Annotated in this window: 21 protein-coding genes; 14 read left to right on the top strand and 7 right to left on the bottom strand. The window is 49.9% G+C overall.

What is annotated here, in order from left to right:
- Window positions 1-816, top strand: a complete 816-nt coding sequence (locus MMG03_RS13220; protein WP_073160421.1) for an RNA methyltransferase — start codon at window positions 1-3, stop codon at window positions 814-816.
- A gap of 277 nt (window positions 817-1,093) precedes the next feature.
- Window positions 1,094-1,522 carry a dCTP deaminase domain-containing protein gene (locus MMG03_RS13225; RefSeq protein WP_101480129.1) on the top strand — a complete coding sequence of 143 codons (429 nt, stop codon included), beginning with the start codon at window positions 1,094-1,096 and terminating at the stop codon, window positions 1,520-1,522.
- A gap of 78 nt (window positions 1,523-1,600) precedes the next feature.
- On the opposite strand, the gene MMG03_RS13230 is transcribed toward MMG03_RS13225, so the two are convergent.
- Window positions 1,601-2,236 carry a hypothetical protein gene (locus MMG03_RS13230; RefSeq protein ID WP_249506485.1) on the bottom strand — a complete coding sequence of 212 codons (636 nt, stop codon included), beginning with the start codon at window positions 2,234-2,236 and terminating at the stop codon, window positions 1,601-1,603.
- A 231-nt stretch (window positions 2,237-2,467) separates the two neighbouring features.
- On the opposite strand from MMG03_RS13230, the gene MMG03_RS13235 reads away from it, so the two are divergent.
- The 3 genes from MMG03_RS13235 (at window position 2,468) to MMG03_RS13245 (ending at window position 4,255) form a co-directional block, all read left to right on the top strand.
- Window positions 2,468-2,737 (top strand): DUF4258 domain-containing protein, encoded by a 270-nt coding sequence (locus MMG03_RS13235; protein WP_249506486.1) that lies wholly within the window; start codon window positions 2,468-2,470, stop codon window positions 2,735-2,737.
- Between the two features lie 7 nt (window positions 2,738-2,744).
- Entirely contained in the window at window positions 2,745-3,014 is a 270-nt protein-coding gene (locus MMG03_RS13240; RefSeq protein WP_101478955.1) for a CopG family antitoxin, read from the top strand.
- Window positions 3,015-3,271: 257 nt separating this feature from the next.
- Window positions 3,272-4,255, top strand: a complete 984-nt coding sequence (locus MMG03_RS13245; protein ID WP_073236579.1) for a diaminopimelate dehydrogenase — start codon at window positions 3,272-3,274, stop codon at window positions 4,253-4,255.
- Window positions 4,256-4,407: 152 nt separating this feature from the next.
- Here the strand turns inward: MMG03_RS13245 and MMG03_RS13250 are convergent, their stop codons facing one another.
- The 3 genes from MMG03_RS13250 to MMG03_RS13260 all read right to left on the bottom strand — a co-directional run bounded on the left by MMG03_RS13250 (window position 4,408) and on the right by MMG03_RS13260 (window position 7,151).
- The gene (locus tag MMG03_RS13250) at window positions 4,408-5,553 is read right to left on the bottom strand and encodes a histidine phosphatase family protein (protein ID WP_249506487.1); all 1,146 of its coding nucleotides are present in this window, start codon (window positions 5,551-5,553) and stop codon (window positions 4,408-4,410) included.
- A gap of 95 nt (window positions 5,554-5,648) precedes the next feature.
- Window positions 5,649-6,056, bottom strand: coding sequence for a thioesterase family protein (locus tag MMG03_RS13255; protein ID WP_073160431.1), 408 nt, complete (start codon window positions 6,054-6,056; stop codon window positions 5,649-5,651).
- A gap of 30 nt (window positions 6,057-6,086) precedes the next feature.
- The gene (locus MMG03_RS13260) at window positions 6,087-7,151 is read right to left on the bottom strand and encodes a hypothetical protein (protein WP_073286505.1); all 1,065 of its coding nucleotides are present in this window, start codon (window positions 7,149-7,151) and stop codon (window positions 6,087-6,089) included.
- Window positions 7,152-7,227: 76 nt separating this feature from the next.
- Here MMG03_RS13260 and MMG03_RS13265 point away from each other — a divergent pair, with 76 nt between their 5' ends.
- The 6 genes from MMG03_RS13265 to MMG03_RS13290 all read left to right on the top strand — a co-directional run bounded on the left by MMG03_RS13265 (window position 7,228) and on the right by MMG03_RS13290 (window position 13,563).
- Entirely contained in the window at window positions 7,228-8,277 is a 1,050-nt protein-coding gene (locus MMG03_RS13265; RefSeq protein WP_249506488.1) for an ABC transporter permease, read from the top strand.
- Window positions 8,278-8,286: 9 nt separating this feature from the next.
- On the top strand, window positions 8,287-9,069 hold the full coding sequence (locus MMG03_RS13270; RefSeq protein WP_073160435.1) for an ABC transporter ATP-binding protein: 783 nt from the start codon (window positions 8,287-8,289) through the stop codon (window positions 9,067-9,069).
- A gap of 13 nt (window positions 9,070-9,082) precedes the next feature.
- Complete coding sequence (locus MMG03_RS13275) at window positions 9,083-10,030, top strand: MlaD family protein (protein ID WP_073160437.1); 948 nt, start codon at window positions 9,083-9,085, stop codon at window positions 10,028-10,030.
- Window positions 10,031-10,084: 54 nt separating this feature from the next.
- The gene (locus MMG03_RS13280) at window positions 10,085-10,684 is read left to right on the top strand and encodes an ABC-type transport auxiliary lipoprotein family protein (RefSeq protein ID WP_249506489.1); all 600 of its coding nucleotides are present in this window, start codon (window positions 10,085-10,087) and stop codon (window positions 10,682-10,684) included.
- 11 nt (window positions 10,685-10,695) lie between these two features.
- Window positions 10,696-11,736 (top strand): DHH family phosphoesterase, encoded by a 1,041-nt coding sequence (locus tag MMG03_RS13285; RefSeq protein WP_249506490.1) that lies wholly within the window; start codon window positions 10,696-10,698, stop codon window positions 11,734-11,736.
- A gap of 99 nt (window positions 11,737-11,835) precedes the next feature.
- Entirely contained in the window at window positions 11,836-13,563 is a 1,728-nt protein-coding gene (locus tag MMG03_RS13290) for a hypothetical protein (RefSeq protein ID WP_073286474.1), read from the top strand.
- Between the two features lie 171 nt (window positions 13,564-13,734).
- On the opposite strand, the gene dnaA is transcribed toward MMG03_RS13290, so the two are convergent.
- On the bottom strand, window positions 13,735-15,063 hold the full coding sequence (dnaA, locus tag MMG03_RS13295; RefSeq protein WP_073236598.1) for a chromosomal replication initiator protein DnaA: 1,329 nt from the start codon (window positions 15,061-15,063) through the stop codon (window positions 13,735-13,737).
- A 255-nt stretch (window positions 15,064-15,318) separates the two neighbouring features.
- Here dnaA and MMG03_RS13300 point away from each other — a divergent pair, with 255 nt between their 5' ends.
- Genes MMG03_RS13300 through lspA form a run of 3 tightly spaced genes read left to right on the top strand, consistent with a single transcriptional unit; the run spans window position 15,319 to window position 17,610 of the window.
- On the top strand, window positions 15,319-15,879 hold the full coding sequence (locus tag MMG03_RS13300; RefSeq protein ID WP_073160447.1) for a hypothetical protein: 561 nt from the start codon (window positions 15,319-15,321) through the stop codon (window positions 15,877-15,879).
- Window positions 15,872-17,032, top strand: coding sequence for a squalene/phytoene synthase family protein (locus tag MMG03_RS13305; RefSeq protein WP_249506491.1), 1,161 nt, complete (start codon window positions 15,872-15,874; stop codon window positions 17,030-17,032). Before MMG03_RS13300 ends, MMG03_RS13305 begins: the two co-directional genes overlap by 8 nt.
- Window positions 17,032-17,610 (top strand): signal peptidase II, encoded by a 579-nt coding sequence (gene lspA, locus MMG03_RS13310; protein WP_073236605.1) that lies wholly within the window; start codon window positions 17,032-17,034, stop codon window positions 17,608-17,610. Before MMG03_RS13305 ends, lspA begins: the two co-directional genes overlap by 1 nt.
- A 2-nt stretch (window positions 17,611-17,612) precedes the next feature.
- On the opposite strand, the gene MMG03_RS13315 is transcribed toward lspA, so the two are convergent.
- Both MMG03_RS13315 and MMG03_RS13320 read right to left on the bottom strand, forming a co-directional pair.
- Window positions 17,613-18,293, bottom strand: a complete 681-nt coding sequence (locus MMG03_RS13315) for a hypothetical protein (RefSeq protein ID WP_249506492.1) — start codon at window positions 18,291-18,293, stop codon at window positions 17,613-17,615.
- 22 nt (window positions 18,294-18,315) lie between these two features.
- Window positions 18,316-19,089, bottom strand: a complete 774-nt coding sequence (locus MMG03_RS13320; RefSeq protein WP_175547678.1) for an FISUMP domain-containing protein — start codon at window positions 19,087-19,089, stop codon at window positions 18,316-18,318.
- Window positions 19,090-19,341 lie beyond the last annotated feature (252 nt).

Here is a 19,341-nt window from a genome sequence, read left to right on the forward strand (position 1 = left end):
ATGAGAAAGTTTAGAGTAGTGCTTGTTGAACCGGAACATCCTCACAACGTTGGCTTCGTAGCCCGCGCCATGCATTGCTACGCCCTGGATGAACTGTACATCGTTTACCCCAAGCGTAACAAGGTGATTGAAAATTCCTACCACACGGCAGCCAACAGCCATGACATTCTGGACAAGGCAACCATCGTTCATACCTTCCGCGAAGCTATTGGGGATTGCTCCTGTGCAGTCGCTTTCAGCCGTCGCATTTTCGGTAGTGCTATTAAGCATTGCATGGTTCCCGATCTGTCGGGCATGCTTCCTGATGATGGAACCATCGCTCTGGTGTTCGGTCGTGAATCCTGCGGCCTGGCTCTTGAAGAAGTGAACGCTTGCACCTACCAGTGCGAAATTCCCGTACCGGGCTTGATGAGCTTGAACTTGGGTCAGGCTGTTTCTATTTCTTTGTATGAACTGTGCCGTTCTGGTGCCTTGGCAAACGGTGAAGGCCGCGCCAAGCGTGGTTCCAAGGGAGCCTGCGAAACTCAGCCCGCAACCATCGACCAGATTAACGGATTCAAGAAGTTCCTGGACCGCTATCTCACCGGTCAGTATCATGATCAGGCCTGGCGCGACAACTTCCTGAACACTCTGCTCCAGAGACTGCACCCCACCCGCAACGAACTTTCGGCCCTGTTCGGTTTGCTCCGTAATGTAGCCGGTAAGCCCGCTCGCCTGGAACAGGCCGAAGACCGCGCTGCAAAAGCCGCTGCCGCAAAGGCCGCCGCCGAAGCTGAAGAAACTAAGGCTGCTGCCGAAGAAGGAAAGGCCGGGTAATAACGCCGAACATTAAGAAATTTGAAAAATAGGTTACTAAATGGAGGTTTTGAGCCCTTTTAGTAACCTTGGTTTTAAATAAAGTAATGTTTTTGGGGCGAAATTTCTGTTCTAGAGGTTACTAAATTGCTGTAAATAATGCGTTTAGTAACCTTGTCAAGAAAAAGAATTTGAAAAAAGCACGATCTTTTTGAAAATAAAGTAATAAATGGGTTACTAAATGGGTTGTTGACTTGGAAATAGTAACCCCAAAACGCAAAAAAGGCTTCTAATGGCAATGAAAATCACCATCCAATATCTTGATGATTCCATTCCTCGTCTGGAATATGTGGGCGGTAAGTCCGACTGGATCGACTTGAGCGCCGCGGAAACCGTTACCCTGAAGAAGGGGGAGTTTCGCCTGATTCATTTGGGGGTGGCTATGAAATTGCCCGAGGGGTATGAAGCCCATCTGGCCCCCCGCAGCTCCACCTTCAAGAACTTCAAGATTCTGCAGACCAATTCTGTTGGCGTGGTGGACTCCAGCTACTGCGGCAAGGGTGACTGGTGGAAAATGCCGGTCTATGCCACCGAAGACGTGACCATTGAGAAGGGCTCCCGCATCGCCCAATTCCGCATCATGGAAATTCAGCCTAAGCTGGAATTTGAAGAAGGCGTGCTGGCGGACAAGGACCGCGGGGGCTTCGGCAGCACTGGCGTGAAATAATAACAGCACCGGCTCAAATAAACTCTGCGATTGGATAAAAAAAGATCTCGTCTTGTGTGACGAGATTTTTTGTGTTTTTTACTTCTTTAAATTTCCGTTTTCGTCCCAGACTTTGCAACTTTCTTTATCAACTTGTAGGTCTGAAATTTTGCATTCAACAGCCTTTCTACCATTATCTCTGTAGATGGCCATCGTGCCGTTTTGTCTAACAACACTTTCGTCGTCGTTCAAAAGGGTACCGTGGTACTCTTCTTTAAGTTTTCCGTCTTCATAATATGAGTATTCATATTCCTTTTCGACGTCCATGTCGTATTCAAAACCATTCTGCAGACGACGTCTTAGTTTTGTGACGCGGCCGCCCACATACCAGAGATTGTAAAATGCATTCAACTCGTTGCGTAAGGTTTCGTCTTTTTCGCCACCGTAGTTGATATGCACCATATGAAGCTTGGAATCGTCCGTCTTGGATTTCATAAAAATGTCCATAACGTAGCCGTTCACCAGATTGAGTTCCATATTTTCTTCAAGCTGTTTAACGCCGAAATTATCAATGAGTCCTTGAAGAAGAGCTCTTGTGTCGTAGGGAATCTTTTTGAAGATGTTTCCCATGCCCAGGTTTGTTCCGGGAACATTGTACGTTGTGTCAAGACCGACATTCCGTTTTGCGTCACTGATGAATTCGCTGGCAAATGGGGTGCTCTCAAGACGGTTCATCTTATAAAAGAAACTCATGCATCCCGAAAGTGCGCATGACAACAGAACTGTGGCCGCTAGAAAATTTTCTTCATTTGAATCTCCTTTTTATTCCAAAAACACGTAGGTAAAGATAGACCATGTTTATTGAAGCAGTTGGGTTTGGTTGTTTTTTTTTAAACAAAAATTATCAAACAAGTTGCGTGCAAAGTTCCTGAAAAATTCGTGTATAAAGGAGGTTCTAAACAAAATATGGGCGTATTGACAAAAGCAATATGCAAAGGTATATTATACATGAATATAAAATTCAGTGAACATGCAAAACAACGAATGCATGAACGAGGCATAACCGAAGAACAGATGATCCATTTCTTTGTGACGAATGAAGGCCTGCTAGGATTGAAATTGAGTGACAAAGATGAATCGAATCTTTTGGCGGATGCCTTGATTGACGGAAAGAAGTATCGCCTAGTTTATAATGCAGTAGAGGATATTCTTGTAACGGTATTTCCGTTGAAGTAGAGGTTTTATGAAGAAAAGTAAATCGAAAAAAAGTGCTTTGGATTTTGAGAAGGAATACGAAACTTTTGGGGATAATGCGGGAACGAAACTGGACTGCGGCTCTGTTGCAGAAGCTTGTGCCGAAATCAAGAAACGCATGATTTCCATGCGGGTGGAAACGGTCGTCATTGAAAAATTGAAGGTGAAGGCCAATAGGGTAGGGATCCCATATCAGACCCTGGCGGCAAGTGTCCTGAAACGCTACGCGGAAGGTAATTTGGATATCGAACCCGCTTGATGACTGCAGGTGTGGCGGGATCTCGGTGAAAACTGGAAATAACCCCAAAAATGACTAAAATACTGCTTTACGAAAAATGTAAAACGAAAAGTGTAAAAATGTCTGTTTTTACATAAAATGTAAAGAAAGTGGTCGAAAATGGTGTTTTCTATCCAAAAATTGACAAAAAACTTGTGGTTTTGTTTTTCACTCTTTGTTATTTTTCAAGCGCAAAAATTAAAATAAACGATAAAAAAGCCTCTCTATAAGGACTTATTATGGCAAAAATCGCTATTCTCGGTTATGGTAACTTGGGCCGCGGCATCGAATGCGCTGTCAAGAAGACCAAGGACATGGAACTTGTTGCTGTGTTCACTCGTCGTGATCCGGCTACTGTCAAGATTCAGACCCCGAACATTCCCGTTCTCAACGTTTCTGAAATCGAAAAGTGGGCCGACAAGATCGACATGCTGGTGATCTGCGGTGGTAGCGCTACTGACCTTCCCAAGATGACTCCGGAAATGGCTGCAAAGTTCAACGTGATCGATACTTTCGACACCCATGCAAACATCCCCACTCACTTCGCCAACGTTGACGCCGCTGCTAAGGCTGCCGGCAAGATCGCTATGATCTCCGTGGGTTGGGATCCGGGTATGTTCTCCCTGAACCGCGTCTATGCAAACGCAATCCTCCCGGATGGCAAGGACTACACCTTCTGGGGCAAGGGCGTTTCTCAGGGTCACTCTGACGCTGTCCGCCGCATCAAGGGCGTGAAGAATGCTAAGCAGTACACCTGCCCGGTTCCCGAAGCTCTGGATGCTGTCCGCAGCGGTTCTATGCCTGAACTGACCACCCGTCAGAAGCACACTCGTCTCTGCTATGTGGTTCTCGAAGAAGGTGCAGATGCAGCCTACGTCGAAAACGAAATCAAGACCATGAAGAACTACTTCGATGAATACGACACCACCGTAAACTTCATCAGCGAAGAAGAATTCAATGCAAACCACAGCGGTCTCGCTCACGGTGGTTTCGTGATCCGTACTGGCAAGACCGGCATGAACAACGAACACACCCACGTGATTGAATACAGCCTGAAGCTGGACTCCAATCCGGAATTCACCACTGCAGCTGTTATCGCATTTGCCCGCGCAGCTCTCCGCATGAAGGCTGAAGGCAAGACCGGTTGCTTCACTGTTCTCGATGTTCCTCCTGCATACTTGAGCGAACAGAGCGGCGAAGAACTCCGCGCTCACTTGCTGTAGTTCGAAAAACGCTCGGCACCTCCTTTAATGACCGCGCGGGTCTAGCGACCCCAATAGGTCATGCTGACGGAGGTCGGCATCTTATTTTGCGAAAAAGACCTGGGTTTTAGCCCGGGTCTTTTTGCTTATGCATTTGCATATGGTGTTCGCTTTTATTTTTCCGGGAAGACTCTTAGGTAGGGGTCTTCCATGGCGGTAACCGGGATGGTGATTGCCTGGTCGTTTTCGTCTACGATAATGGCAACGCCGGTAAGGTAGTTGATCCAGTAGTCGTAACGGCTTTCTTCATTTTCGTGTTTGTGGAATCGCAGGTCGATGGTATTTCGTTCGCTAACCGAAATGATGAACGGAATCAGGAACTGGTCATGGGAAATGGCGATGGTGATGTCGGGCATCTTGCTGTAGGTGAAGTTGTCCTTGATGAATTCCTGGATGCGGTCGTCTACGTCGTAGAATCCGGCCTGACATTCTCTTGAGACGTCCTCCTCGTAAGCAAAGTAGGAATAGGCGGACCAGCTCCAGCTATGCTGATTCTTGCAGGCGTTAGCCTGGGATTCATCCTTGATGAAATAGCTGTCCAGCAGGTCGGTTCTCTGTTCGTGATCGTCTGCGGAGGTGGCGGTAAAGGGGATGGAACTTTCTGAAAATTCCTGGCCTTTTCCTTCTGCGATTTTCAGCACGGTTTCCATAGTCCGGTAGACCTTGGTATGCATAAAGTAAATGGGGCCAAGGGGTGCCAGTCTTTCGCCCAGTGTAACGGATTGTTCACGGCCGTTATCGTTTAGACGTCCCTCCGTACCCGTGCTGCTCTTATTGCGCTCGGCATGCCTTATGACGTAGGCCACCTTCTCGTTTTCCATGACGCAGTTTACCACATCGGTCAACTGGTGGAATTGGTCCCTTGTGGCGCGGATGTTTTCGCATTCCGTGCTCATCTGTTTGCTTGAACTAGATGGGATTACCTCGATAGGTTCGTTAAACTGGTATGAACTAGAGGAACTTTCTGGGGCAGGTTCGTCGAATAGGAAATAGCTGGAAGAGGATGGTTCTTGTTCGGGCTGATAAGGCTCGCTATATTGGGAAGAACTGGATACCTGCGCGCTGGAAGGTAAACTTTGCAGGAAGTCTTTGAAAAAAGGCTTTTGTGACGAGTCTGTCTGGTTGACTTCTAGGGAATCCTCGGTGAGGGAATCGTCTGAGACGATATTCGGATTGTAATACGAAAGTTCGTCGTCACAGGCGGCGAGTAAAAGGCATACGGCAAAAACCGATGCTATATAACAAGCATTTTTTTTCATTCAAGAACCCTTTGCTAACACCGTTCATAAAATTAGTATGAGTTCTTGGAAAAAGTTTTAGTTTTCCTGAAAATTTATAGATAAAATGGGGGCGTTTAGCCGTTCGGGAATAAAAGTTTCACCTGTTCCGGCAAATCGGGGGTGGGTTTGCCGTTTTTCAGGAAGCAATGTTCCGAAGTTCCTGTGGCGCACAGTTTGCCCTCTACGCTCAGCTTGTAGGTGAACTTGAAGTGGTATTTGCCCTTGCGTTCCAGGGTGGTGTCGATATCCACGGTCTCGCCGAAGTGGGTGGAGTTGCGGTACCTGACTGTCAGTTCCAAAACCGGGCAGGCGTACCCTTGTGCTTCAATTTCAACATAGCTGGAACCTAGGGACTTGAAAAATTCCAGTCGGGCCTGTTCAAACCAGATTGGGTAAACGGCGTGGTGTACGATGCCCATCTGATCGGTTTCGGAATAGCGGACTTCTATGTGGCTAGTGTGTTTGTGACTGCAAAGTTCCATAATCTTTTTTACCTGTCAGATTGCCTGCGTTTAAAAGGCCTGGCGTACGTTAAAAGAAATTCCCAGGTGGTCGAAGTCTACCCATGAAAAGTCGGCTCGGGCGAATAATCCTTCGCTTAGGTTCAGCCCCAGCAGTGCGCCTGCGCCCAGGGACTTGTGCCATTTGTTCCGCCAAAGGTCGCTGAAGTAATCGCCTGCCTTACCGCTTTCAAAAAATAGGTGGGCTCCCACGCGGTAGGCGAAGTACTTTCGAATTTCGGACTGGGAAATAATGGCCTGGTTGCCGTTGAAGTAACGGCTTTCTACTCCGCGGAATCGCTTGACCCCGTCGGGGCCGGCCAGCATGTCGAAGGGAACGTCTCCGTTGGTGCGCTGCCAGAGTAATCCCTGGGCGAAGGTGGCTCCCCAGAGTAACTTGGTGTAACCGCGCAAATCAATGGATTCAACATCAAAGGTGTAGTCTCCCAGCTTGTCGCTGTAGAATTGCTGCTTCCATTGGGCTAGGAATCCGTGCTTTGTCCAGTTGATGTTGTATCGGGAGTCGTAGCTGATGGTGTAGCCTATGCCGTTGCGCCATCCAGAATGGGTGTCTGGTAATTCTAGACCGCTTTGGTTTTCGTTGAAGTCAATTTGAGAGTCTTCAAAATGGAATACAACGCCGTACTTGATTCCCCTGGGCATGCCGATGGAAGATTCCCAGGTGGATTCTAGATAAAATAGTTCGCGGTCGTAGTTGGTGAATATGTCAATGTCGGGGTTGTTCCCTGCGCCGAAATAGCTGGCGAACCAGTCCTGATAACGTAAGATGGTCCAGACGCTGATTTTGTCGTGGAACAGGTAGAAGATGGGCTCGATGTTGACCTGGATCTGGTCGCGGGTGGTGCGGAACATCGTAAGTCCGATTTCGTGAACCTTGTCGCCCCCTTCATTGGGTCTTAGAAACAGAAGGAACATGGCTCCATACTGTAGTTTCGTTTCTTCGGTGTAGCCCAGTACCGGTACCAATGAAAATCGCTGGAAGTCGTCTTGCACATCCTGGGCGTGGGCCAAGGAGAACATACAGAATATGGCGAAAATCTTTGTGACAAATTTCATTGCGCCCAAATATAGAATGTATGCCAAGATGTTGAAAATTTTTTTCTACATTTGACCTCCGTTGATGCAGACAGAAATGAAATTACCGCAAAATTTGACGGCGGCAAACAGCAAGGAATTGCTGCGCTCGTGTAGAAGGGCGCTCCGACAGGGAGCTCTTCGTCTTGATGGTTCTGAAAAGACCTTCATGGACTATAGCGGTGATGCCTTTTTTGCCCTGCTGGCCGAGGTTTCTGCCAAGACTGGAAACCGTCTGGAGCTGCTCCATTTTAACGATGACATTAAGCAGCATCTGTCTGACCTGCGTAAGTTTACCATTCCCGAAAAAGACCGTCGCGAAACTACGAATATTTTCGAGGCCTTGGGTGGAGTGGGTTTTGACTTCATCAAGGAAGTGGTGCAGGTGTTCATCTTGTTGAACATGTGCATTTACTGGACCTTCCTGGGACCTTTCGACAAGGGCAAGCTTCGTTTTGGCGGCGTGGCCAAGCAGATGTTCCGCTTGGGTAGCGAGGCTACCGGAATCTGCTTCTTGATGGTGGCGCTGGTCTGCTTGACCATGGCCTTGCAGAGTTCCGTGATGCTCAATACCATCGGTGCCGGTTCTTATTTGGCCTCGGGTCTTGGATTCCTGATTTTTGCTGAAATTGGTCCGCTGTTGACCACCATCATTCTTGCAGGCCGTTCTGGTTCCTCGATTGCGGCTGAAATTGCCAACATGTCTGTTTGCGAAGAAGTGAAGGCTATCAAGACCATGGCTATTTCACCGGTGCAGTATCTGGTGGTTCCGAGATTTTTGGCCATGAGCGTTTGCACTCCTATCTTGAATTTCTGCGCTTCCATTTTCGGATGTTTCGCCGGCTTCCTGATTGGCTATTTCTGCTGCGACATTACCTTTACCAACTACCTCCAGGGTATCCGCGAAGGGATCGACCCCATGGTGTTTGCGAAGAGCTCCATTAAGGCTCTTGCTTTTGGTTGGCTTGTTACTCTTATTTCCTGTAATAAAGGTTTGAATGCCAAGGGCGGCGCCGAAGCCGTCGGCCTAGCGACAACCTCTAGCGTGGTGACTTCCATTGCCAGCATTGTTATTGCAGATACACTTTTTGCCTTCATTTTCTACTAGGGAGCAGTTATGGACGAAATTCTCAAAGTGGATCATCTGAAGGCGGGGTACGGTGGACGTACTATCCTCCACGACATTACCTTCGGTGTGCGCAAGGGCGAAATCCGTATGATTCTCGGTAGTTCGGGATGCGGTAAGTCTACCTTGTTAAATAACATCCTTAAGCTGTACAAGGCCCAGAGCGGAACCATTACCTATTTCGGTAAGACCTTCGGGGCCCAGGATGGGCTGGATGCCGAAACCCGTATGCGTACCGGCGTGCTGTTCCAGAGTGGCGCTCTGCTTTCGGACTTGACTGTAGCCGAAAACGCCATGCTTCCCCTGAAACGCAGCATGCCCTATATGCCCAAGAGCCAGATGGAAGCCATCGTTGCCGACCGTCTGGAAAAGGTTCATTTGCTGCATGCCTTCCATAGGTATCCCTCGGAACTTTCTGGCGGTATGAAGAAGCGTGCTGCCCTGGCCCGCGCCATTGCACTTAAGCCGGAACTTCTGTTCTGCGATGAACCGTCTACGGGTCTCGATCCGGTAACCGCACACTCTCTCGATGAACTTCTGCTGGAACTGCGGGACACCTTGGGCGTATCCATGGTAATCGTGAGCCACGAACTGGAAAGCATCAAGATCGTATGTGACCGTTTTGTGTATTTGAAGGAAGGCTACGTCCATTTTGACGGCACCTTGCAGCAGGGCCTGGATTCCGAAGATCCAATTCTTAAGACATTCTTTAGCCGTAAGAGTTCAAAGGAACCGAAATCCGATGACACTTACCACTTTAATTTTATTGACTGAGTCGGAGCATTAGATGGAAACCACTCGTTCTGAAAGAATCAAACTTGGCGTATTCATGTTCATATGCCTGGCGCTGATTATCGCCTTTTTGGGTTATGTGCTGAATCGCTTCATTAGCGCCGAATACGACAACTACTACACCGTGTTCAAGGGATCGGTCATCGGTCTTTATAACGAAGCCAAGGTCAAACTGAACGGTATCGACGTGGGTAACGTCACCGGAATCCAGATTGATTCCTCTAGCCTGGATCAGGTGGTGGTGAGCTTCAAGGTGAAGCATGGAACTCCCATTAAGCCGGGAACCCGTGCCGGCATGACCAACGGTCTTTCCCTCACTGGCGAAAAGCACATCGTTCTTTCGGGTGGTCACTTTAGCGAACCTAATTTGCAGGAAGGCGGTTTTGTTCCTGCTGAAGCTTCTTCTTTCGATAAGTTTGCGGACCAGGCTGGCGGCATGGTTGAAAAGGTCGACACCTTGCTCTCCAACTTTAGCAGCGTCTTTACTGCAGAGAATGCCGAGAACATCCGCATCACTCTGAAGAACATGGCCAACATGTCTGCGAACTTGAACCGCACCACTCGCGAAATGGCAAAGCCCATCGAAAGCGTGACCAAGACTGCTGAATCCATGCAGGCTGCCGCCGAGTCCATGAAGTCTGTCATGGCCAGCGTCGAAGAAGCAAAGATCGCGGCCAAGGCTGGCGAGAACTTGGATCTGCTCAAGGAAAAGCTTGATGCCATCGATACCAAGAGCATGAACGACAATCTTGCCCAGGCCATGGAGTCCATCAACAAGCTGGCCCAGCGTCTGGATGCGATGGTCTACAACAACCAGGATCAGGTGGGCGACGTGCTGACGGAACTGAACACCGTGCTTGAAAATCTGGATGAATTTAGCCAGAAGATCAAGAATAATCCCTCTGCCCTTATCCGTTCCGAAAACAAGAGCCGTAGACAATAAATTTTTATGATGACTGTGGGTAAGGCCTGCAGACTGTAAAAGGAAGGTTTGAAAATGAAGTTTGTTAAAGTCCTGACCGCCGTATTGGTAAGCCTCGTGGCCGGCATGATGACCGCTTGCATTGGCGGTGGTTCCAGCGAACCGACCCGCTATTACATGGTGGATGTAGAAAGCATTGGCACTGTAGGTGCTGGCAATGCTTCCAAGACCGTTCAGGTCCGCAAGTTTACCATTGACCCGGCATACCAGCGCAGCAACATCGTATACCGCGAATCCGCCTACACCTTCATGTTCTATGATTTGGACCTGTGGGCCTCTCGCCCCGACCAGATGCTGAACAAGACTGCTGTAAAGTACATCGACCAGAGCGGCCTCTTTGCCAAGGGTTCAAAAACCGCTAAGCCCGACTACGAAATTCTGGGCAACATCGATGCTATCGAAGAAGTGGATGAAGGCTCCAGCCGTTACGCCCATTTGGATATGACCTTGACCTTCCGCAAGACCGAAGGCGCTCCGCTCTTTGAAAAGGAATACAACGAACGACTGACCATGGACGGTTCCGAGCCCCAGCATGTGGCCCAGTCCATTTCTAAACTTTATGGCCAGTTCATGGAAGACTTCTTGAAGAACGTTTCCCAGAACATGGGCGAATAAGCGGGCGCAAAATGGGGAACCTGTACCGCGATGCCTTAAAGGCGCTGGACTGGGGCGAGGGAGCGGTTGTCATTGGACACAAGTCTCCCGATGGTGACTCTGTGATGTCAGCCTTGGCTTATGCCAAGCTGATGCAGTCTCTGGGATATAAGGCCGAGGCCAAGATGGCCGGAAAGCCGAACAACGAAACTTTGTTTGTGGCTAAGGTTCTGGGAATTGAACTGCCCGAAAATTTGCCTAGCGTTTCGTCTTGTTCGTTAGCGGATAGAAACTGCGGACCCGCTCGTCTAATTCTCGTGGATCACAGCGATTACGCCCAGGCCGTAGACGGGGCCCGCGATGCAAGAATCCTCCAGGTGCTGGATCATCACGGTATCGGAAACATTTCGGAATCCAAACTGCTTTATGCCAAGTATATGCCTGTGGGTTCTACCTGCAGTATCGTGTATACAAGCTACAGGGAACTTGATGTCGAAATTACGTCTGAGGTGGCGAAGATTCTTTTTGCGGGACTTCTGTCGGATACGTTAAACCTGAAGAAGGTGACCGTGACTGATGTAGACCGTGCCATCTATGAAGACCTGCTGGAAATGCTGGCCCGCGACTGGAATCTGGATAAGGATTGTGCCCGCCAGAAGGCGTCTGGAATTTTTGACGGAATGGTGGAGGCTGCCCACGACTTTAGTTCCATGACCGACGAGGACATCTTTAATTCCGATGCCAAGGATTACGTGATGGGAACCGCCAAGTTCCGCCTGGGTAGCCTGGATTGGCGTGACGTTTCAACCATCGATGAATTTGCGGATCGGCTGTTGGCGGTAATGCCTAACGTAGCCAAGGCTTCGGGATGCAATATGGTTTTCTGCCGTGTGGGTTTTGAAGAAAAGACCTACATACTTTATGGCGGTGTAGATAGTACGTCTGCCCGGTTTGCCAAGGCCTTTGCAGAACGTGCCTTCGGAAAATCTAAGCGGGAAGGCATTGTTTATTGCGAACGTCGCCTGAGTCGCAAGCTTGATGTTGTGCCGATGCTTGCCAAGGCCCTGTCCTAAAGGCAGAGAATCCCCTTCGCTTGCAAAAAATTAGCTGTTTTACCCCCTTGTAAACAAATTTTACAGTACAAATTCGCTATATAAATCTAAATTCGGGGCATGAAATTCGGATTTTATCGTTCCTTGTTAGTTTTCGGTGCTGTTTTTGGTCTTTCTCAGGCCTTCGCTGCTCCCGATGCCACCCATATTGAATATTTTGACTGCTGGATGGAAAAGGGTAGCGCCCTTGTTCCCGCTGAAAAGGCCCGTTTGAAGGCTACAGACGATTCCGGCATCTGTGGTTGCTTCAAAGTTCGCGAAAATGGCGGCTTTGGCTGGCGCGGTAACGATGATCCCAAACAGATTCTCAAGGTCTACGACCTTCCCAAGCCGCACGTCATGAAGTGCGACGACGGATCCTGCCTCAAGGGCAAGGCTCTTGAACAGTGCATGGATAACGTGCGTCAGACCGCTTTTGCCCTGTCTGAATTCGTCGATGGTCATCCTCTGGCCGGTGCCGTGCCTCTGGTCTTTGATGAAGGCTGGGATATGACTCCCTTTGGCGAATACTTCAACCAGCGCAAGGAACGTGCCCGCGAAATTACCTGCTTCCTGAACGTGCATGGTCGCCCCGATCTCCCTAATAGCGCCGACTGGAACAACTCCGGCATCTTCCACATGAAGGGCCTGCCCAAGAAGTTGCTTCCCGAAACTATCGCTCGCTTTAACGACTTTAGTGATGCCCGCTGCCTCGATGGAAACGAACTGACCGGCTTTGCCTACAACGGCTATAAGGAAAATGTTCGCCACGTAGACGACAAGGGCATTCTGCAGGGTGAAGAAATCGGTTACATGAACGATCCCAACTATCCTTCTAAGCAAGGTGATGAATGGGGACAGGTGGCATGGACCGCAAACTATAAAAATGGTATGAAGGAAGGTACGGCTGTCTTCTATAAGTCCAGCGTCATGGACAAGGCCGAAAAGCCTTACTACTTCAAGCACCTTGAAGTCCCCTACAAGCAGGGCTATGTTGACGGTACTGTCCGTATGCTCAGCGACAAGGGCTTTGTCATGGCTGAAGTCTCCACCAAGCGTGGCGGTCTCCACGGCCGTACAACCGTGTTCAATCCCTTCAAGAAGAAGAACCTGGCCATTACCTACAATGCCAACAACCTGGATGGCTTTGTGGACTTTGGTGACTTCGGCGGTGTCTTCAAGGATGGTTTGCCCAACGGCATGATTACTTTCTGGTCTGTGAAGGATACCTGCTATGAATGGCTTCCCGGTTCCTCTGTGTGCTATACAGAACGTCTCAAGAAAAAGCAGTGGGGCGCCTACAACATGGGTATGCCCAAGGGCACCATGGAATGCTGGAATGGCAAGAAGGGCAAGGTTGATATGGACTGCCCCGACCCGATCCAGGATTCTCTGAGCCGCGACCCGCGTCAGATCGCTATCCGCGCTCTGGAACAGGTTGAAAAGGCCAAGAAGGAAGCCAAGAAGGCTCACGATGCTCTGGCCATTGCCGAAGAAGCCGTGGCTATCCGCAAGCAGGATGCTGCCATCGCCGATTCCAATGTAATCAAGGCAGAACGTGCCGCTGTTGTGGCCGATAGTCTGGCAAAGATTTCTGAAGCTGCCGCCAAGAAGGCCGCCGAAGAAAAGGCCAAGGCCGAGGCTGATTCTGCAAAGGCTGCCGGTGTGAATGCCGCCGCCGAAGCTGCTGCTGCTCCTGCTGCTGAAGATCCGAAGGCTGCCAAGAATGTCAAGGGCAAGAAGGGCAAGGCCGCTAAGGAATCTAAGGCTGCACCCAAGGCCGCCAAGGGCAAGAAAGCCAAGAAGTAATCTCTCTCTGTCTTGGACGACGACGTGCCTGCGCGCCGATGCCATGCCTGCTAAAAGTTTAAAAAGCGAGGTTCAGCCTCGCTTTTTTCGTCTGCAAAATTCGTCTGCAAAATTCGTCTGCGAAAAAAATGCGAGGATTTTTTCCTCGCGTTTTACAAGTCTTGAAAAGACCTAGTCGTGAATGGAATTTTTCAGATTCTCGATCATTCTTGCGAAGCTGGGATCTGTTTCCATTTCCTTCTTGATGCTCTTGATGGCATGAACCACGGTAGAGTGGTCCTTGCCGCCGAAGCGGGAACCGATGCTCTGGAGGCTGATGGGGGAGCATTCGCGCATCAGGAACATGGCGACCTGACGAGCCTTGGAAATTTCCTTGGTTCCGCGGCCGGATTCGATAAGCTTGGATTCGGGAACTTCGTACTGGTTAGAAACGGCACGGAGAACGGCGTCCAGGCTGACGCGACGGCGGGGGTTAGGTGCGAATTCGGTAGCCACCTTCTGAGCGATATTCATGTCGATGTCGTGGCTCATGAGGCTAGACTGCAAAGTCAGCTTGATAATGGCACTTTCCAATGCACGGACGTTGCTGGCGATATGTTCTGCCAGGTAATGCAGAACTTCGTCGCTGATTTCCAGGTGGCGTTCTTCGGCCTTCTTGTGGAGAATGGCTTCGCGAGTGTCGACGTCAGGGGGCTGGATGTCCACGGTAAGGCCCCAGGCGAAACGGCTGACCAGACGGTCGGACAGGTTCTTGACTTCGGTTGCGGGAGCGTCAGAAGAAAGAACGATCTGCTTGCCGCCCTGATGCAGGGCATTGAAAATGGAGAAAAATTCGTTCTGAAGTTCGTATTTGCCGGACCAGTTCTGGATATCGTCGATCAGGAGGATATCCACTTCGTTGCGGTAGAAGTCGCTCATTTCGGTGATGCGCTGGTCGCGGAGGCACTTCATGTACTGCTGGGAGAAGTCTTCGGAAGTCAGGTAGCGGACTCGCTTTGTGGGGTCTTCTTCCAGGATGTAGTTACCGATAGACTGGAGCAGATGGGTCTTGCCCAGGCCGGAGGGGCCGTAAATGAAAAGCGGATTGTACTGGGTGCCGTCGGGGTTGCGGGCTACAGACAGGGCGGCGTTGAATGCCAGCTGGGCCTTGTCGCCAGGCACGAAGTTTTCAAAACGGAAACTGCTAGATAGGGGGATGCTAGACTTGAAAATGCTGTTGCTTTCGTCACGGACGGCGGTTACGGTAGGCTGGGGAGCCGCTTCCTGATTCTGGAATTCAAATTCCATGGGAGTTTCGTCGTGGCTGACTTCCTTCCAGGCGACGCCGATCAGTGCCTTGTAGGCGGCATAGACTGCAACATCAAGACCGTGGGGAACCGAAATGACAGCGTGACCGATGGTCTGGTTGACCAACTTGGTCTGAGCAAAATATGTCTTGAAGACTGTGTCCGAAAGCATCCCATGGAGATAGCTCAAACATCTTTCCCATTCGACTGTCATGATCTTCCTCTTCCTCGATAAGCAGCAACGCTTAATACAAATCTATCAACAATTGGCTTATAAATGTAGTAAAAATTGGATGGACTGTTGATAAGTTTGCTAAAAAATGGGAAAATTTTTATAAAAAATTGGGCTATAACTGTTTGATATTCAATAAGTTAGGCTATCGGGCCGGTGGGGGAGCCGGCTTTTTGGGGCGCTTGGCGCCGGCTTCAAGGGGTGCCCCTATGCGGAATTTTTTAAATTTGCCGTGTTATGGACATTCTTTCTAGTTTGGATTACTGGTTCTGGACCCCGATTTTTGCCTGGGTAGGCCTCTATCGTTGGTTTAATCGAATTTCTTACCCCACTTATTTTAAAAGTCAGATGCGCAAGGGCCAAAAATGGGCCTACATCCCGGCCTGGAAGGGCTATTGGGCTCTGTGCGACAAGGTTTTTACCCTGGCTGCGGCCCTGTTGTCGGCGCTTCCCGCCATTTGGATCGTAAATAGGTGGACTGATTCCCCATGGTACATGGGTTTTGCTTCTTCGCCCCTGTTTTTGGCGGTTGGCTTTGTTCTTTGCAGGGCCGCCAAGAACAAAACGGCCAAACTTTACCAGAGTGCTTACTTCCTTGAGTACCGCAAGGTGCGTTACAAGTACGAAGTCAAGGGAAACTTCAGGAACGAGGCTGACGTACAGAATCAGACTGTCTGGAGCTACACCAAGAAATTGAAGAATGCCGAGGCCCATGGTCGTCTGTGGAAGTATGTGAACGCCATGGCCAAGACTAAGAAGATTCCCCCCGACATTTACGCGGAGACCATGTATGTCTAACATTCTCGACCAGGCTGGTATGGGCGAGGCTGTGCTGACCGGTAAGGAGGCATGGGCCTATTCCGAAGACATCCTGCTGAAGGTATCCAGGACGTTCGCCCTGAACATTAATGTCTTGAAGGGTAAGCTGCACAAGAGCATCTTGCTTGCCTACCTGTATCTGCGAATTGCCGATACGGTAGAAGACGATCCTGATATGGTTGCCTCGGAAAAGGAAGTCATACTGGAAAAGTTCGCCAAGATTTTTAGATCCGCTGAACTGCGTGAAGAGGCCGTTTCTGAATTCGAGGGCTCTTTGCCGGCCAGCTGGCGTGCCCGCGCTACGGAACCTTATTTTGATCTGTGCCTGCATACCCATGTGGTGGTTCCCCTGCTCAAGGAACTGCCCGAAGTCTATGCCGCTCCGGTCCGTGATGTGACTGTTGAAATGTGCGGTGGTATGGCCAAGTTTGCCAAGCGTCAGGAAGCCGCCCTCAGCTCCGGCTGGTTCACTCTGGAATCCGTTGGCGATCTGGATGAATACTGCTACTATGTTGCAGGTATCGTCGGCAAGTTGCTGACTCACCTTTTTGCCGCAGACACCTGCCTGATTAGCGACGCCCGCAAGGCCGAAATGCAGAAGCTGGATGTTAGCTTCGGCCTGGCCCTGCAGGTTGCAAATATCGTAAAGGACTGCCGCGAAGATTCTGAACGCCGCGTGTGCTTTGTTCCCGAAGAAATCTGCCGTAGGCACGGTTTTGCCCATAGCTACGACATGTTCGTGGGCGAGGCCGGTTCCGCTCCCGCTGCAGGTTCCGCTCCCGCTGCAGGATCCGCTCCCGCTGCAGGATCCGCAGGATCTGCCGACTTCGAAAAGCGTCGTGCTGCCGTCATGGGTGAATTGGTGCAGAAGGCCTGGAGTCATCTGGATGATGCCATCGCCTATACCAAGCTGATTCCCAACATCAAGATGCGTACCCGCCTGTTCTGCCTGTGGCCCCTGTTCATGGCCGCCGAAAACATGAAGTTGATCGGCGACGGCTCCGCCATCTTCGCAAGCGACAAGAAGGTGAAGATTTCCCGCGATACCGTCAAGCAGATTGTGAAGTCCACCATGAAGCATTTCTACAGCGATAAGTGGATCGACCGAAAGTTTAAAGAGGTTCGAACCTAATGAAGTTCTATAACAAGTTGCCGTTCCATATTGCGGTTATCATTTTTAGTATCGTTTCTGACCAGCTTACCAAGCTGTGGGCCTTGGCCCGATTCACCAACGAAACCGGCGCTCCCAATCATGAAATCATTAACGTGATTGGCGAACTGGCCCGATTCCAGCTGGTGTTCAATAAGGGTGCCGCCTTCAGTAGCCGCCCCCAGGACCTGATGCCCTTCTTGCCGCCCTGGCTGTTCTTCTTGCTGATTTCTGTTGTGGCTGCGGTGGTGCTGTTCTGGTTCTACAGAAGCATCGACAAACGCGACTATCTGAGCCGCCTTGGTGTGGTGATGATCATCGGTGGCGCCATAGGAAACTTTATTGACCGTATGCGCCTGCAGATGGTGGTAGACTTTATCGACTGCGATTTCCCCGACTTCATCATGACAAGATTTCCCACCTTTAACGTGGCGGATTCCTTTGTGACTGTGGGCGTCGCTCTAGTGATTCTTTCTCCGGTAATTTTACGCAAACTGCATAAACAAATTAAGGAAGAAGAAAAGGCCGCCAAGGAAGCTAAGGCTACCAAGGCGGAATAAGCCTAGTCCTTTACATTTTGCATGGACTCGAATTTGACCCAGGCTTCGGCCAGGGTCTTTTCTGTTGCTGTAGACAGTACGTTGTAGTCGACGGCGATCTTGTCGGTGTTGGTCAAGTCAAAGGCCAGGTCGTTCTTGTCTATGGTCTTGACCAGGTGACCGTTTACGAAGGCCTGTAAGTTGCCGGAATCGGTTGTCTGTACCTTGACCTGGTTGAATTCCCCGATCTTGATGAATGAGGAATCGGCCGACAATTTCAAAATGTTCTTGCCGGGGTCGTTGATGGTGAACTTTCCGTCGGCGTGGACGTCAAAGCGGTAGTCATCATAACTGTTTTTCTTGAACAGCTGAATGCCCGCATAGTTCATGTTGTCGCCTATCTTGATTTGAGCCACAAAACCGCAGGCCACAAAGCGTGTGTAGTTGGCACTGAGGATCCAGTTCCTGATACTTTTGTTTGCCTTGCCGTCGCCGCTGGTAACGTGTATCACTCCGCTTTCCATTTCGAAGTTAGGGGAACTGTCGAAAGCGAAATCGACAGAAGACACATCTTCGCTAACGAAGTTGTTTGTGGGTTCACCCTGGGAGGGAATGTCGACGGAGTTTCCGTTGGCCGATGTAGAACTTTCGCCGCTGCAAGCAATAAGGAATGCGGCCAGTAGACTTAGATACTTGCTGTTCATGACGATTCCCTTTGTGAGACTGTTACTTGATTTTGATGGCGCGGACGCTGAACTTGCAATTCTTGTTTGACGATAGTTCGGCGAAGGTTTCGTTGTAGTAACTCAAATGTCTAAAGTATGCCTTTTCCTGGTCCTTTTCTTCGTCGGTCCAGAAGTAGGCGTAATTGTTCAGATAGTTGAAGACCTTAAGGCTGCTCTGGGATCCTGCGGGCAATGCCTTGAATCCGAATGAGTCCTGGCCGGGAATACGTGTCCCAAGCATGCCGGTTTCGCACCAGTGCTCTGTGTTGGACTTTAGGGCTGTACCTGCCTGCAGGCCCGTGCTCTTCTGACAGAAGTTTTCCAGTTCGACAAAATCTTCGCGGGTGGGGAGGCGGAAGCCTTCGGGTACGGCAAGCTTTGCCTGTTCCCAGGTGTACAGCAGGCCGTAGGTGGTCGCCTTTTCGGAACTGTTGTTGTACGGGTTGGCGCCTTCTACCACGAATGCGAGATTCTCTGCCATCCATTCCTGGTTGCCGATGATGACCGTCTTGTAGGTGCGGCCGTCACGGGGGTCGGTAAATTCACTGGAAACCTTGTTGGCTTCGCTGGCGATACGGTTGAGCTCTTCCAACTTTTCGGGCGGGAGAATGTCCTGGTTGTTGGCTCCACAATGGGGGCAGTAGTTGAAATTGAAGGAAATATCCTTATGGCATTTCTTGCAGCCCTTGATCAAGGGGAGCGCCTTTTTACAATTCATACAGAAATGAGTTGTGGCGTCAGTAATCTCGGCATAACAGTTGGGGCATAAAATCATGATTTTCTCCAGTTCTTGTGCGCTCTTCTTAAAAGCGTCTATAGAAAGGAAAATAATATGTTTTCCGAGGCATCATCAACATGTGTGGAAGCATTTAGGCAGCCTTGCTAGATGATTCTCTCGATTCCGATTCCCATTCGTAGGCTATCTTTACATCTACATAGGAACAGCTCAACATTATCAGCGACAGCATGTTGTTCATGTTCCTGAAGCCATAGGCAGTCCGTATCAGTAGCTTTATCTTGTTGTTCG

Origin of the sequence: Fibrobacter sp. HC4 (assembly GCF_023373925.1) — a bacterium.
Lineage (GTDB): Bacteria > Fibrobacterota > Fibrobacteria > Fibrobacterales > Fibrobacteraceae > Fibrobacter.

Excerpts from the sequence above, each read along its gene's own strand:
- MMG03_RS13220 (WP_073160421.1), top strand. The coding sequence starts at position 1 with ATGAGAAAGTTTAGAGTAGTGCTTGTTGAACCGGAACATCCTCACAAC.
- MMG03_RS13225 (WP_101480129.1), top strand. The coding sequence starts at position 1,094 with ATGAAAATCACCATCCAATATCTTGATGATTCCATTCCTCGTCTGGAA.
- MMG03_RS13230 (WP_249506485.1), bottom strand. The coding sequence starts at position 2,236 with ATGAACCGTCTTGAGAGCACCCCATTTGCCAGCGAATTCATCAGTGAC.
- MMG03_RS13235 (WP_249506486.1), top strand. The coding sequence starts at position 2,468 with ATGGGCGTATTGACAAAAGCAATATGCAAAGGTATATTATACATGAAT.
- MMG03_RS13240 (WP_101478955.1), top strand. The coding sequence starts at position 2,745 with ATGAAGAAAAGTAAATCGAAAAAAAGTGCTTTGGATTTTGAGAAGGAA.
- MMG03_RS13245 (WP_073236579.1), top strand. The coding sequence starts at position 3,272 with ATGGCAAAAATCGCTATTCTCGGTTATGGTAACTTGGGCCGCGGCATC.
- MMG03_RS13250 (WP_249506487.1), bottom strand. The coding sequence starts at position 5,553 with ATGAAAAAAAATGCTTGTTATATAGCATCGGTTTTTGCCGTATGCCTT.
- MMG03_RS13255 (WP_073160431.1), bottom strand. The coding sequence starts at position 6,056 with ATGGAACTTTGCAGTCACAAACACACTAGCCACATAGAAGTCCGCTAT.
- MMG03_RS13260 (WP_073286505.1), bottom strand. The coding sequence starts at position 7,151 with ATGAAATTTGTCACAAAGATTTTCGCCATATTCTGTATGTTCTCCTTG.
- MMG03_RS13265 (WP_249506488.1), top strand. The coding sequence starts at position 7,228 with ATGAAATTACCGCAAAATTTGACGGCGGCAAACAGCAAGGAATTGCTG.
- MMG03_RS13270 (WP_073160435.1), top strand. The coding sequence starts at position 8,287 with ATGGACGAAATTCTCAAAGTGGATCATCTGAAGGCGGGGTACGGTGGA.
- MMG03_RS13275 (WP_073160437.1), top strand. The coding sequence starts at position 9,083 with ATGGAAACCACTCGTTCTGAAAGAATCAAACTTGGCGTATTCATGTTC.
- MMG03_RS13280 (WP_249506489.1), top strand. The coding sequence starts at position 10,085 with ATGAAGTTTGTTAAAGTCCTGACCGCCGTATTGGTAAGCCTCGTGGCC.
- MMG03_RS13285 (WP_249506490.1), top strand. The coding sequence starts at position 10,696 with ATGGGGAACCTGTACCGCGATGCCTTAAAGGCGCTGGACTGGGGCGAG.
- MMG03_RS13290 (WP_073286474.1), top strand. The coding sequence starts at position 11,836 with ATGAAATTCGGATTTTATCGTTCCTTGTTAGTTTTCGGTGCTGTTTTT.
- dnaA (WP_073236598.1), bottom strand. The coding sequence starts at position 15,063 with ATGACAGTCGAATGGGAAAGATGTTTGAGCTATCTCCATGGGATGCTT.
- MMG03_RS13300 (WP_073160447.1), top strand. The coding sequence starts at position 15,319 with ATGGACATTCTTTCTAGTTTGGATTACTGGTTCTGGACCCCGATTTTT.
- MMG03_RS13305 (WP_249506491.1), top strand. The coding sequence starts at position 15,872 with ATGTCTAACATTCTCGACCAGGCTGGTATGGGCGAGGCTGTGCTGACC.
- lspA (WP_073236605.1), top strand. The coding sequence starts at position 17,032 with ATGAAGTTCTATAACAAGTTGCCGTTCCATATTGCGGTTATCATTTTT.
- MMG03_RS13315 (WP_249506492.1), bottom strand. The coding sequence starts at position 18,293 with ATGAACAGCAAGTATCTAAGTCTACTGGCCGCATTCCTTATTGCTTGC.
- MMG03_RS13320 (WP_175547678.1), bottom strand. The coding sequence starts at position 19,089 with ATGATTTTATGCCCCAACTGTTATGCCGAGATTACTGACGCCACAACT.